15 protein-coding genes are annotated in these 12,699 nt (G+C 34.2%); 4 read left to right on the forward strand and 11 right to left on the reverse strand.

What is annotated here, in order from left to right:
* Nucleotides 1–12 precede the first annotated feature (12 nt).
* The 4 genes from B0M43_RS03685 to nadD all read left to right on the forward strand — a co-directional run bounded on the left by B0M43_RS03685 (nucleotide 13) and on the right by nadD (nucleotide 2,221).
* A complete protein-coding gene (locus B0M43_RS03685) occupies nucleotides 13–396 on the forward strand; it encodes a hypothetical protein (RefSeq protein ID WP_078006805.1) in 384 nt (127 codons plus the stop codon).
* Nucleotides 397–474: 78 nt separating this feature from the next.
* Entirely contained in the window at nucleotides 475–1,050 is a 576-nt protein-coding gene (gene gmk / locus B0M43_RS03690) for a guanylate kinase (RefSeq protein ID WP_065448736.1), read from the forward strand.
* A 75-nt stretch (nucleotides 1,051–1,125) separates the two neighbouring features.
* Complete coding sequence (locus B0M43_RS03695; protein WP_065448737.1) at nucleotides 1,126–1,548, forward strand: DoxX family protein; 423 nt, start codon at nucleotides 1,126–1,128, stop codon at nucleotides 1,546–1,548.
* 67 nt (nucleotides 1,549–1,615) lie between these two features.
* Complete coding sequence (nadD, locus tag B0M43_RS03700; protein WP_078006804.1) at nucleotides 1,616–2,221, forward strand: nicotinate (nicotinamide) nucleotide adenylyltransferase; 606 nt, start codon at nucleotides 1,616–1,618, stop codon at nucleotides 2,219–2,221.
* 636 nt (nucleotides 2,222–2,857) lie between these two features.
* Here nadD and B0M43_RS03705 read toward each other — a convergent pair.
* The 11 genes from B0M43_RS03705 to prs all read right to left on the reverse strand — a co-directional run bounded on the left by B0M43_RS03705 (nucleotide 2,858) and on the right by prs (nucleotide 12,655).
* On the reverse strand, nucleotides 2,858–4,327 hold the full coding sequence (locus B0M43_RS03705; RefSeq protein WP_078006803.1) for a nicotinate phosphoribosyltransferase: 1,470 nt from the start codon (nucleotides 4,325–4,327) through the stop codon (nucleotides 2,858–2,860).
* A gap of 130 nt (nucleotides 4,328–4,457) precedes the next feature.
* Nucleotides 4,458–5,192: a metallophosphoesterase family protein gene (locus B0M43_RS03710; RefSeq protein WP_078006802.1), complete on the reverse strand. Its 735-nt coding sequence runs from the start codon at nucleotides 5,190–5,192 to the stop codon at nucleotides 4,458–4,460.
* Nucleotides 5,189–5,737: an RNA 2'-phosphotransferase gene (locus B0M43_RS03715; protein ID WP_065448742.1), complete on the reverse strand. Its 549-nt coding sequence runs from the start codon at nucleotides 5,735–5,737 to the stop codon at nucleotides 5,189–5,191. The genes B0M43_RS03710 and B0M43_RS03715 overlap by 4 nt, the downstream gene beginning before the upstream one ends.
* Before the next feature lie 17 nt (nucleotides 5,738–5,754).
* Nucleotides 5,755–6,225 (reverse strand): macro domain-containing protein, encoded by a 471-nt coding sequence (locus B0M43_RS03720; RefSeq protein ID WP_078006801.1) that lies wholly within the window; start codon nucleotides 6,223–6,225, stop codon nucleotides 5,755–5,757.
* A 149-nt stretch (nucleotides 6,226–6,374) separates the two neighbouring features.
* Entirely contained in the window at nucleotides 6,375–7,835 is a 1,461-nt protein-coding gene (locus B0M43_RS03725; protein ID WP_078006800.1) for an O-acetyl-ADP-ribose deacetylase, read from the reverse strand.
* 7 nt (nucleotides 7,836–7,842) lie between these two features.
* Nucleotides 7,843–8,370 (reverse strand): NADAR family protein, encoded by a 528-nt coding sequence (locus B0M43_RS03730; protein ID WP_065448744.1) that lies wholly within the window; start codon nucleotides 8,368–8,370, stop codon nucleotides 7,843–7,845.
* Nucleotides 8,371–8,377: 7 nt separating this feature from the next.
* Nucleotides 8,378–9,460, reverse strand: a complete 1,083-nt coding sequence (locus B0M43_RS03735) for an adenylosuccinate synthetase (protein WP_078006799.1) — start codon at nucleotides 9,458–9,460, stop codon at nucleotides 8,378–8,380.
* A 159-nt stretch (nucleotides 9,461–9,619) separates the two neighbouring features.
* Nucleotides 9,620–10,495: a hypothetical protein gene (locus B0M43_RS03740; protein WP_078006798.1), complete on the reverse strand. Its 876-nt coding sequence runs from the start codon at nucleotides 10,493–10,495 to the stop codon at nucleotides 9,620–9,622.
* 2 nt (nucleotides 10,496–10,497) lie between these two features.
* Entirely contained in the window at nucleotides 10,498–10,833 is a 336-nt protein-coding gene (locus tag B0M43_RS03745; RefSeq protein WP_078006797.1) for a hypothetical protein, read from the reverse strand.
* Nucleotides 10,834–11,012: 179 nt separating this feature from the next.
* Complete coding sequence (locus B0M43_RS03750; RefSeq protein ID WP_078006796.1) at nucleotides 11,013–11,831, reverse strand: TIGR02452 family protein; 819 nt, start codon at nucleotides 11,829–11,831, stop codon at nucleotides 11,013–11,015.
* The gene (prs, locus tag B0M43_RS03755; RefSeq protein ID WP_078006795.1) at nucleotides 11,828–12,655 is read right to left on the reverse strand and encodes a ribose-phosphate diphosphokinase; all 828 of its coding nucleotides are present in this window, start codon (nucleotides 12,653–12,655) and stop codon (nucleotides 11,828–11,830) included. Before prs ends, B0M43_RS03750 begins: the two co-directional genes overlap by 4 nt.
* Nucleotides 12,656–12,699 lie beyond the last annotated feature (44 nt).

The raw sequence follows: 12,699 nt of genomic DNA on the forward strand, positions 1-12,699 counted from the left end.
GTCATTTTCTCTATGAAAAAAATAGTGATTGTATTCTGTATTCTGATTCTCACTGCAAGTTGTAAATCTCAAAATGAAGATTTTACATTAATTGGAAAATGGAAACCAATTGAGTCAACAGGAAGCAATGGAGCGAATAAATTCACTACCAAAATTGAAGATGGAAATGAAATTACTTTTGAGAAAAATAATATTGTAATTGATCATCTTAACAACAAGGGTAAATATGAGTTTACCGGAGATAGTCTTCACCTTGTTTTTGATAAAGAAGAATTTTACTATTTCTGCCGTACGGATAAAAGAAACGCTAAAAAAATGTCGCTGGATCCTGTAAACGCTGAATATCAATTTATTTGTGACGAAGGCTGTTCGACGATTTATAAAAAAACAGAATAAACAATTACGCATTAAAACGCGAAACAACATACAAATTATAGCTTAAAGCATAACGCCACAAGCCAAAAGCATACATTAATGAACAAAGGAAAATTAATTGTTTTCTCAGCACCTTCGGGATCAGGAAAAACAACTATAGTAAGACACTTACTTGGGAAAGAGGATTTAAATTTAGAATTTTCAATCTCAGCGGCTTCACGCGACCCACGCGGAGAAGAGGAACACGGAAAAGATTATTATTTTATCTCGTTGGAAGAATTCAAAAAACACATTAAAGCCGAAAATTTCCTGGAATGGGAAGAAGTGTATCGTGATAATTTTTACGGTACTCTGAAAGCCGAAATCGAACGTATCTGGGCTTTGGGCAAAAACGTAATTTTTGATATTGATGTTGCCGGCGGACTACGTATTAAACATAAATTTCCGGAGCAGACTTTGGCTGTTTTTGTAAAACCTCCAAGTGTCGACGAACTAAAACGCAGATTGAAGGAACGTTCTACTGAAAGTGATGACAAAATTAATATGCGTATTGCAAAAGCTTCTGTCGAGTTAGCTACTGCACCTCAGTTTGACACGATCATAAAAAATTACGATTTAGATACTGCCAAAGAAGAAGCGTATCAATTAGTGAAAGCTTTTGTAAATAAAGACTAGAAACTTCATAAAATCAATACTTTTTTAGAAAAACAGCCGTTAGCTTTTGATGTAACCGCTATTAATATCTGTACTATGATTAATTTATTTGAAATAAAAAGAAACGAAAACTATCTAAGCATCATTATTCTTGTCATTAGAGTATTGATAGCATCATTGATGATTTCACATGGATTATCCAAACTAAATATGCTTTTAGCTGGAGGTGACATTCAGTTTCCTGACCCGCTTGGAGTAGGAAAAACAGCTTCGTTGACTCTTGCCGTTTTTGCAGAAGTAATTTGTTCGTTTTTTATCTTCCTTGGTTTAGCCACAAGACTGGCGACTTTGCCATTAATAATTACAATGCTCGTTGCTGTATTTGTTATTCATAGTGCCGACCCAATAGATGTAAAAGAAATGGGAATTTTATATTTGCTGTTTTATGTACTTCTTTTGGTAACCGGAAGTGGTAAATTCTCTATTGATTATTTGATTTCAAAAAAGAATCGATACTAAATTATTTAATACCACTGCTTAATTTGAATGTAATGATTAGCATTTGAATTATGAAAAAACCTCTTTTATGAAGATAGGCCTTTATTTCGGAACGTATAATCCCATTCATGTTGGCCACTTAATTATTGCCAATCATATGGCGGAGTTTGCCGATTTAGATCAGATTTGGATGGTTGTAACGCCACATAATCCGTTAAAGAAGAAATCTACTTTATTAGACGATCACCAGCGTTTAGAAATGGTGCATTTAGCTACAGAGGATTATCCAAAAATTAAACCTTCGGATATTGAGTTTAAATTACCTCAGCCTAATTATACGGTGAATACTTTGGTTCATTTGCATGAGAAGTACCCAACGCATGATTTCTCTTTAATTATGGGCGAAGACAATCTGAAAACGCTTCATAAATGGAAAAACTACGAAGTACTTTTAGAACATTATGAAATTTATGTTTATCCAAGGCTCGAAGACAAAACACAAACTGCCGAAATCTTAGAAGAAGAACCAAATACTTTAAAATCGCATCCCAATATTCATATTATTGATGCGCCAATTGTAGAAATTTCTGCTACTTTTATTCGAAAAAGTATTAAAGAAGGAAAAAACATTCAACCGCTTTTACCTCCAAAAGTTTGGGAATATATTGATCATAATAATTTTTATAAGAAATAAAAAAAAGCTGTCCGGAAAAATATTTTTCAGACAGCTTTTTTATTTAAAATTGAATTGCAACACATTATTGTCATTTCGACGGAGGAGAAATCCTCGCAAGTAGCTCCGTTCCTAAAAGCCAATCTTTGTTGAGTTTCTTGCGAGGATTTCTCCTCCGTCGAAATGACAAACAGAACGCGAACATACATTGCGAAGGACGGATTTTAATCCGTCCCTACAATATCTATTTGTTCCTACGAAACGTTTGATTAATAATGCGATATTTTATTTTCATAAAAAAAACAGGTGTCCCTACAGGACACAATGCAAAACGATAATTTTTTTTCTACCGATGAGATATTCCTACGGAATATAAAATATTGTCGTTTACGAGACTTATTAAACAAAAAAAGCCCGAATTTAAAATTCAGGCTTTTTTCTTTTTGTAATAAATTGATTTTTAGAATCAGCTCCCGAGGAACGTGATATCTATAGCTAAAATATACAGTTGGAGTTAAAGCTCCAGCGGAGCGATATTCGCTTTATAGTTTAATTGTCAATATATCACCCCGATGGGGTTCTCATAAAACAATCTTTAAAATGCTATAAAGATATCATCCCTCTGGGATTTATTAGTCCAACTTATAATCCGATTCTTTATGCTTCAATATTAACATCACTTTTAACTCTCGCTCTAACATCACTTAAAGACTGATCAACCAAAAGTTTTCCGTCTCTGAAAACTTCTTTCAATTCGCCTTGTTTTTCTTCTTCCCATGAAACATCATCTGTTAGATGGTAAACACCGTCAACTAAATCAATTTTCATTAATCCTTTGGCTGATTTTTTAGTTCCGTCATCTGTGATTGGATCTTTGAAGATCGCTCTTCCTTCTCCATCCACTTCTCCGTAAGTTGCTTTCATGGCAAAACCAAAAGTATCTCTGGTGTTATATTGATACGTAAAAGAACCAATTCCTAAAACAACGTTTGTAGAAGCAAATCCTTTTTCTTTTAATCGTTCTGCAATTTGAGTTGCACGTGCTACTGTTATACTATCGCCGTAAATAGCTCCAATTTGCGGAATAAGCTCTTTATATCCTTTTGCATTAGTTGTTCCTCCAAAAACATCCCAAAGCAGCTCAATCACACCTTTTTTCTCTTGTTCTGTTTTTCCGTTTGGATTTCCGCAGATAATATCAACCGGATCTCCACTATCAGGACGAATGACCACTTTACCTTCTCTGGCAACAATATCTTCTTTTAAACGTGGTAAATAATCGGTTAGCACTTTCCATAAATCCCAGGTATCAGAAACGATAGAAACAATTCCCTTTGGATAAACCTCAGTTACTAATCTTTTAAAAGTTTCGCACTCGCCTTCAGTCGTTCCCATACACATTACAGAATGTTCTGTTGCAGCAACTGAACCTGCGATTAATTCGTTATCAGAATTGGCATTGTAATAATCTTCAAAGAAATCAATTACCGGAATGGTATCAGATCCTGTAAAACTCAATAAATGTCCGGCTGCAGAAGTTATTGCCGCTTCGATTCCGCCCATACCTCTCATTGAGAAATCGTGTGCCTGCCAATCTACAAATTCAGGAACAGATGAAGTTTCACCAGCATATTTGTCTAATACTTTTCTGTATTCTTTTGCAATTGTAGCAGAGTTACAAGGCAGCCAAATTACGGCTGAAAGTAAAGTCTCGAAATAATTCGTCAGCCAGAAAAATTCCGGAATCGTATTGTACATCGTAAACATTGGCACTCTCAACGGAACACTTACTCCTTCTGGCAATGCTTTAAAAACCATTGGGATATAGCCTAAATCGTGCAAATCTTCGATATGTTTTGTCCCTACCTGATTTTCACCCAAATAATTATTGATTCTTCGTGAGTATTTTTTAATCACTTCTTCTTTTGGCTGTTTGAAGAAATACTCTTCAAAATCGTGAATGATATATTTTTTTATGAAATACTGCAATCCAAAAAAAACTACCTCGTCAAGACCTTCTATTCTGGATTTTCTTGGTGTCCAGTTAGAATATACTAATGTGGTTTTGTCCGGGTATTGTCTTCTGTGGTCAACTTTGTAACCATCTGTTAATAATAATGGGTTCATATATTTTAGTTATTTAAATTCTCGTAAATTTTGGGTTTCACAGAGATAACGAAGTTTATCACAGAGACTCGCCACGTTTTAATTTTCTTTGTGCTTTTTTGTATTTTTCTTCGTGTGTCTTTGTGTAATATTAAGCTTTATTTCTTCCTTTTTCGTTTGGGTAAAATGATTGCACAACATCGCTTTGCCAAAATACTTTTCTTTCTATATCAATACAACTTAATTTTCCGTAAAAACCTGCTCCGGTATCTATATTCCAGACATTACATCCTTGCATTGGAATCTCAATATTATAATGAAGCGTCGGCGTATGACCAATGTAAATTTCATTATAGAGCAATAATCTTTTAGGATAGGATACTGAATCTTTTTGTATTCTCTTATCCATTGTCAATGCCATTTCCCAAAGCGTTCTGTCCCAGGAATAATTTGTTTTGTAATGTTCCTTGTCCGGACCATGCATCGACGAAAATCCTGCGTGAATAAACAAATTATTATTTTCATCTACAAAATAATCTTTCATATTCGTGAAAAAATCAAGATGTTTCTCTTTTTCCAAAGAATCAATATTCTGATAACTTTCGATGGTTGATTTTCCTCCATGCAGAAACCAAATATCGTTTACAACATCATTCTTCAGCCATTCGTGACACCAAACATCATGATTTCCTCTTATAAAAATGCATTCTTGCCTTTGGGATAATTCAATCAGAAAGTCAATCACTTGTGCCGATTCACTCCAGCCATCGACATAATCTCCAAGAAAAATAAATCGGTCATTTTCGTTAATTCCAACTTTATCTAATAATTGAATTAAAGCTTTTAAACCACCGTGAATATCTCCAAAAACTAAAGTACGTTTCATGATTTAAATTCAATGTATTTCGCCGGAACCTCATCTGTTAACCAAACATTATTTTCAGACAAGTAAAATTTAAATCCGTCCCTGTGCATCGCACCGCTTCTTACGGTTAGAATCTGAGGAACGCCACGTCTGCTACCTACTTTTATGGCCGTTTCACGATCTTTGGAAAGATGCACGTGCTGACGGCTCATTTTTTTCAAACCTTCTTTCTGAATGTTCTCCATAAACTTTCCAACAGTTCCGTGATATAAATATTCTGAAGGTTCTGTTTCATTCAGGTTTAATTCAACCGAAATAGAATGTCCCTGACTTGCTCTTATTTTCGTTTTATCTTCATTAAAAGCAAAACGTTTTTTATCATTGTTTTCTACTACGTAATCTAAAAGAACCGCGTCTAGTTTATTTCCTTTTTGAGAACATTTTAGAATTAATTCTTCAACATCTGCCCAGCCATTTTCGTCTAGTTTTAATCCTATTTTTTCTGGTGAATGTCTAAGTACTAAACTTAGAAATTTGCTCACTGTTTTTGCTATATTTTCATTCATTATTAATATATTTTTTTCTAGAAGTCATATACAACGACTTCAACATCATTATTTGAAAGTCTTTGGAGAATAATAGGCTCTATCATCTCCCACTTTCCGCCTGCTAAACCACAGCCAATTCTTGGCATATGAACGCTGGCATTATTTTCTTTTGCGAACGAAGCTACTTCTTTCAAGCCATCTTCAATAGCATCATATCGTATTGGAGCATTTCCGTTTTCATCTTTATTGATTTTATGCTGACCAATTAAATTTGCTACCCAAAGATCTTCTTCTACCTGAACAAACTGAACTTTACCCAATTCAAAACCGTCTTTTGATTTAAACCATTCTCTATATTGATTTTCCGGTTTTTTCCATCTTTTAGAAATTGCCATAACAAATCCTTTTCCCCAACCTCCAATATCATTACAGATATGCACAATGATTTTATTATTTTCTGATTGAGGAGCCGTTGCATCTCCTTTTCTATATTGAATATCTTTCATTTATTTCATTATTTTAATCAAACGTTCCTACGGAACGTAAATACAACACAACACTATTTTTATCTACCGATGAGATGTTCCTATGGAACAGCAAAAACTCGTGTTTAAACTTTCTTATTGATCTATTCTTTCTAAAAATTATAAACTGTCTATTTCATTTTTTTTAATTTCAAAGACAGTCTTTCGCACAAATCATCAATATCATTTTTTCTTGCTAATGCAGTAATCCATTTTTGCGGAATATTGTCAATTCCGTAATACATTCCTGCCAAGCCTCCCGTAATTGCTCCAGTTGTATCTGTATCTCCGCCTAAATTCACTGCTTTTAAAACAGTTTCTTCATAAGTATTCGAATTCAAAAAACACCAAAAACTGGCTTCTAAACTGTGAAGAACATAACCTGATGATTCAATTTCATTTTCAGGATAATCGGCTATATTATTTTTTAAGATCCTATCAAACAATTGAATTTCAATTGGATTAAATTTCTTATCACTTAAAAAATCAGAAACAATCTTTTGCATATTTTTATACGCCTCTATTTTATCAATGCCTTTTAAAATTTCTAAACAATACACAACATAGATAAAACAGGCAAATACTGATCTAAAATGAGCGTGAGTTATAGAAGATACTTCTTTTACTTTTTTATAAATAATTTCGATATCAGTTTCTTTATGAAGATGAAAAACCAAAGGCAGAATTCTCATTAGAGATCCATTACCATTATCTTCTTCAAAGAAATTACCCGAAAATCTGGCAGATTCTCCTTTTACAACTCTGGCCAAAGAATATCTTGTAGTTCCTCCAATATCAAATACTTTATGATGAGCTCCCCAATATCCTTCCTGCATCCATTTAACAAAAGTTAATGCCATATCTTCTATATCAAAACCTTTGCATAAACTTTCGGCAGTACAAAAAGCCAATGAGCTATCGTCGCTAAATGTTCCGGGAGGTTGATTCCAACACATAAACCCCATCATATCCTGAACAGGATTACTTCTTAAATAATCTCTGGTTTTAAATTCTACCGGAACGCCCAAGGCATCTCCAATCGCAACTCCAAATAATCCTGATTTCACTTTATATTCAAAGACGTTTTTTATTATATCATTATAAATTTTGAAATTTTCATCATCATAACAAACAAAAATGATTTTTTCGAATTGCTCTTTATTTTCAAAAATATCAATTGAATGCAGTGCAATTTCTGCTGCTAACTCTTTGGGGAATTTATAAATACCTGTACTTATATTAGGGAATGCAATGGTTTTAATATCATTTTCTACAGCTAATTCCAGAACTCTTAAATAACAGCTTAGCAATAATTCTTCTTCGAGACCTTTACCGTCATTCCAAACCGGACCAACGGTATGAATAACATATTTTGCTGGTAAATTTCCAGCCGTTGTAATCACAGCATCTCCAACTTTACAGCCACCTTGCTTATTTCGAATTTTAACGCAATCTTCTAAAATAGCTTTTCCTCCTTTTCTATGGATAGCGCCGTCAACTCCGCCTCCGCCTAATAAGGAAGTATTGGCGGCGTTTACAATCGCGTCTACTTGAATTTCTGTTATATCGGCTTTAAGGATTTCTATTTTCATGATTAATTTATTCTAATTCATCTCTAACTTCCATCAAAGCAAAACCTAACAAATTCAAGCCTCTCCACTTTTCAGGATTCAAAATATCTTTGTGATCACCAGCCATCCCGATTCCCCAAATGGCATCTACAGGACTTGCTTCTACGATAACTCTCTCTTTTGTGTTGAGTAAAAAAGTTTTTAACTCGGGGTTTTGACTGAATTTATGATAATTGCCTTCTTTTACAATATCAAATCTGGCCGCTAACCACAAGGTTTCATTATAATTCTTTACTTCTCTGCCAAACTTTTTGGCTTCGGCAGGAGATTTAGCCTGAAGGATTTTCTCCAAAATCGCATGGTCTTTAAACAATTCAGCTTTCTTGGCCATCATCCAGTGTTCGGCGGTTTTGTAAATCACTTTATCAACTTCAAACGAACTCAGCCACCATTGACTAAAACAGGTTTTAGAAATGCTTCCGTCTTTATTGGGCTGATGTCCCCAGAAGAATAAAAACTTATTTTCTGTGGCTATATTTTGTATATTGTATTTCATTTTTTCTTTATTGGAACAAAGAAGTTAACTGTTTGAAATCCTTAGAATCGGGTGAAAATGATCCGTAGATTTCCTTAAACGCTGTTGTTAAGTTTTCAAACTCATAATCTTTTTCGATCTGATCCATGCAGGTTACCACCAAGTTTCTTTTTGCATTAAAACTGTAAGCGGCATCCAACTTTAAACTATAATTTAATAGCTCATAATCTAAATCTCCCGTTCTTAACTCTTTCTGAAAATCATTGTAAACACAGGTTTCTTCTTCGTTATTTTTTAATTTTAATTCTCTTTCATTTGCCATCCAGCCGCTTCCATGTCTTGTTGAATAACTTCTGGTAACATAATAAACCTCAACATCATCTATTTTTAATTTCTGACAGATTTCAATTGCATTTTTGGATGTTGTATTGGCATACGTAACATTTGGAAAAACACCATGATCCATGTCGAGAAGAATTCCCTGGCTTCCTTCAAAAATCAAATTTGAATAGTTTTCTAAAAAACTGTAATCGCTGATATTCCATTTTATTTTATCAATGATTTCCAAATAATGATCTACTTCTGTATCGATTTCACTTTCATTTAAAAAACCGTAGTAATAAGCGATTTTTTGCAGTTTCTCTAAGAGCATTTGTCTTGGCGCGATCAAATCTATGGCGTAAAGTTTGTACTGACCTTCATTACGTTTCATTGTCGCTCCAACGCCTTTTCCACAAGTTCCGTGATCCAGATTTCTTACGTTGTTTCGGTTTTGCCAAACATCAAACGGAGTTGTTATTTTGGCTAACGGATGAATATGAAGTGCAATATTTCCTCCTTTTTCTTCGAGTTCTTCTTTTTCATTAAATAAAAAAACGGGATGAATCGTGCAATGTTCGCTATAATAAGAAGGCAAACCGCGAAGTGCTCCGCTGGCAAAACTTGAATGAACGTGTTTTTTATCACCAATCATTACGGTATGCGCCGCCTGTTGTCCTCCTGAAAACCGAATAACTATAGATTCAGGATTTTGCTTCGCCAGAAAATCTGTTGTAATTCCTTTTCCTTCATCACCAAATCCTAAACCTATAACTATTTGAGCTGTTTTCATTTTAATATTTTTTTAAACACATAGAGACATAGCTTTGCAGAATCTAAAAAGGCATTTCACTTATAATAAATCTCATAGCACCATGTGAAATGCGGTTTCAAAAATTTTTAATTTTTAATTCTCAATTTTTAATTAAATCTACATTTCTATGTGTTTAATTTAAAGCATTTCTATATTATCTAAACCTGTGTCTTTTGTGTCAGAAACTGGTATTGTTCCTAAACCTGACCCTGAATTTTTATGTTTTTCGCAAATGATTTTCTTGATTACATTCGGGATTTCTTTGTGATCTTCGATAGACAAACAATTTTGGCCCAGTAATTCTTTCCAGGCCACATTTGCTCTTACCGCCTGATCAGAATGTAATACGCTGATATGATACACTTCGTAACGTTTCTGAGCTTCTTTTAATAATTCAAGAGACGTATACGTTTGCTGTCCCTGACCCATAATCTCTTTTATAGCAGATGCCGGAAGCGTTGGTAAATTTGGTTCGTCACCAACGGTAAACAACAATCCTTTTTGACCTCTTTTTTCGAAAGCATCTGTTTTGGTATGAAAAGCGGCAAAATACCACGCCAGAAGATAACTTTCTCCAGCATTTCCTCCGCCACCACCTTCAATGTAAGTTCTCGTTAACCACATATCCAGTTCTTCATCACCAGATTCAAATTGTCCAACCTGAAGCGGAAACCTGTCGCATTCGTGATCTCCAATTCCTAAAAATAAAAGTGCCGGATCCGGAACGCCGCCCTGAATAATTCCGCCCATTAATTTTGGTAATCCGTCTTTGATCAATTCATGCGGAATATGTCCCATACTTCCCGTAACATCCAATCCTAAAATAATTGGAACTGTATTGGGATGCACTTCAGAATCTCTGGCTTCTCTAAACGTAATGCCATTTGGATTCATAGATTCGTGTGCCATTCCTAATTGATTTTGAACGAAAATCTCACTTGCAGATTTAAATCCGTAACCTGCTGCTGTAGCTCTGCTCAAACGAGCGCCTAAATCGTATCTTGTACCTCCCATAACTAAAATGTTTTACCAAATAAATATTCGAATCTCTTTTTTGTCACTTCAAACTGAATATTTAAATTTCTGATTGTTAATGATAATTCCATATCTCTTTGCACAAATGCTTCCGGTTGAAAGTCGGCAAAAGTCAAACTATTCTTGTCAAGCGGACTAATATCGATAAGGCCCTCCTGCTCTCTTTCGAGTCTTTTTATTTTTAGTTCGATATCTTCGACTCTTCTTCTGTATATTAATTCAGAATCTTCACCAATGGTTTTGGCTCTGTCTTCTCTAATTTGATCATTGTTTCTTCTTAAAGACTCAATAAATCTTGGTTTTAAATCATCACTCATGTCTTTTGTGGTTTTGTTTCAGGTTTTCTTTGTTTCAGGTTTCAGGTTGTGCACTGAACTTGAAATTTGGAATCTTAAACTTGAAACGGTTAATAGCTTTTGTTTTTGTTTCAGGTTTCAGGTTTTTCTTGTTTCAAGTTAACGATAGAACGTGAAACTTGAAACTTGAAACTTGAAACTTAATTTAATATCACTTCAAATTGTTTAAAATTTGATTTTTTTTCAGAATTGTCAAATACTGCAAAAACTATTTTTTTGAAAGCGCCTGCGTATTTTTCTGCAATAATTTCTTTGAATAATTGTGCTACATCTTTGGGTTCGTTTCTAAAAACCCCACAACCCCATGCTCCTAAAATTAATGTTTCGCTTTTTTGTTTTAATGCAATTGCCAAAACTTTATCCATTCTGTTTTTTAACACCTTTTCTGTTTCAGCAATTTCTTCTTTTCGGTTATGCTGCAGCATCGCGCCTTTATTTGGTGCAGGTGCTGTAATTACGTCTGCGACAAATGGTTTTTCAAAATAATTTCCATTATCATCGTTCCAAAACAAAACATTCGGACTATAAATCATGTAATCTGAATATAAAAACGAAGACTGATTTCTATTAAAGTCATACATCGCTTTGTCTTTGATTTGCGTTTCATACAGGTTTGAAGATCTGGCCAGACTTTCTTCCTGAGCCGAAGCGCCTCCTAAAAATCCACCGCCCGGATTTTTTGCAGAAGCAAAATTTAAAATACAGATTTTGCCGTTTTTCTCTTCAGCAATGGCTTCAATTGTAGAACAGTTTTTGGTGACAATTTCTGTTTCAAACGTATTTGAAATTGGCGTTTTCAGGATTGCATCCCAATCGTTTGGCGCAATTGTAAACGTATCTTGTATCGATTCTTTGAGTTCTTTTTCTATAACAATCTTCTTTCCTTTGTATTCATAAAAACCATTTTTTACGATTTCTAAGGTTTTATTGGCTATTTCTACTCTGTAATTTTTATTCATAATTCTAATTTTACAACCTCAACCTTTTCGTTGTCAAAATCTTTAAAAGAGTTGGTTGTGAATATTTTGTCGAAACAATCTAAAACTTCAAAACCTTTGTTAAAGATTCCGTGGCTAACGGCTAAGTATAATTTTCCGGCATTTTTGTTTTTTAATTCTTCGGCTAAGCCAACAAAAGTTCCGCCGCCGTCGCAAATATCATCTACAATTAAACAATCTATGCCGTTTAAATCGTCTTCGTAAACTTTAAATCCAGATAATCTTCCTGTTTTTACATCTCTGCTCTTACTGCATTCTACTACATCAACTCCGCCTAAAAATTCAGACACTTTGTAGATTTTTTTAAGAGCGCCACCATCCGGAGAAATCAATTTTACGTTTTCGCCTGTAACTTTTAGAACTTGTTGAATAAAAGTATGATTCGGAATCACTTCGCAATTGTTTACCAATGCCGGAGTAACTTCAGAATGCGCATCAAAAACAAAAACTTTATTCAATTGAAGTGCGTTGATGATATCGGCATATACTTTTACAGAAAGCGGTTCTCCTTTTATCATGACACGATCTTGTCTTGCAGCCGGAAAATACGGAATAAACAAATCGATAATTTTAACATCCATTCTGCGCAAAGCATCTACTGTAATACACAATAAACCCAAATCGTTGAATGAATTTAATCTATGTGTGATGGTTACTTTTTGAGTTGTATCAAAATCCGGATTGATTTTAATGTGAGGTTCTCCGCCAGAAAATGTAAAACTTTGAAATTTGATTTCTTCCTGATTTTGAAATGGAGCGAATTGTGGGTCTAGGTTAAGTATCATAGTTTTTATAGTTTGCGTTAATTATACGCAAATGTAGAATTAAA

It is taken from the genome of Flavobacterium sp. KBS0721, from assembly GCF_002007065.3.
Taxonomy (GTDB): domain Bacteria; phylum Bacteroidota; class Bacteroidia; order Flavobacteriales; family Flavobacteriaceae; genus Flavobacterium; species Flavobacterium piscis.

Bases quoted from the DNA above. Each gene is read 5' to 3' on its own strand.
- nadD (WP_078006804.1), top strand. From the start codon at position 1,616: ATGAAGATAGGCCTTTATTTCGGAACGTATAATCCCATTCATGTTGGC.
- B0M43_RS03705 (WP_078006803.1), bottom strand. From the start codon at position 4,327: ATGAACCCATTATTATTAACAGATGGTTACAAAGTTGACCACAGAAGA.
- prs (WP_078006795.1), bottom strand. From the start codon at position 12,655: ATGATACTTAACCTAGACCCACAATTCGCTCCATTTCAAAATCAGGAA.
- B0M43_RS03725 (WP_078006800.1), bottom strand. From the start codon at position 7,835: ATGAAAATAGAAATCCTTAAAGCCGATATAACAGAAATTCAAGTAGAC.
- B0M43_RS03695 (WP_065448737.1), top strand. From the start codon at position 1,126: ATGATTAATTTATTTGAAATAAAAAGAAACGAAAACTATCTAAGCATC.
- gmk (WP_065448736.1), top strand. From the start codon at position 475: ATGAACAAAGGAAAATTAATTGTTTTCTCAGCACCTTCGGGATCAGGA.
- B0M43_RS03735 (WP_078006799.1), bottom strand. From the start codon at position 9,460: ATGAAAACAGCTCAAATAGTTATAGGTTTAGGATTTGGTGATGAAGGA.
- B0M43_RS03720 (WP_078006801.1), bottom strand. From the start codon at position 6,225: ATGAAAGATATTCAATATAGAAAAGGAGATGCAACGGCTCCTCAATCA.
- B0M43_RS03740 (WP_078006798.1), bottom strand. From the start codon at position 10,495: ATGGGAGGTACAAGATACGATTTAGGCGCTCGTTTGAGCAGAGCTACA.
- B0M43_RS03750 (WP_078006796.1), bottom strand. From the start codon at position 11,831: ATGAATAAAAATTACAGAGTAGAAATAGCCAATAAAACCTTAGAAATC.
- B0M43_RS03730 (WP_065448744.1), bottom strand. From the start codon at position 8,370: ATGAAATACAATATACAAAATATAGCCACAGAAAATAAGTTTTTATTC.
- B0M43_RS03745 (WP_078006797.1), bottom strand. From the start codon at position 10,833: ATGAGTGATGATTTAAAACCAAGATTTATTGAGTCTTTAAGAAGAAAC.
- B0M43_RS03715 (WP_065448742.1), bottom strand. From the start codon at position 5,737: ATGAATGAAAATATAGCAAAAACAGTGAGCAAATTTCTAAGTTTAGTA.
- B0M43_RS03685 (WP_078006805.1), top strand. From the start codon at position 13: ATGAAAAAAATAGTGATTGTATTCTGTATTCTGATTCTCACTGCAAGT.
- B0M43_RS03710 (WP_078006802.1), bottom strand. From the start codon at position 5,192: ATGAAACGTACTTTAGTTTTTGGAGATATTCACGGTGGTTTAAAAGCT.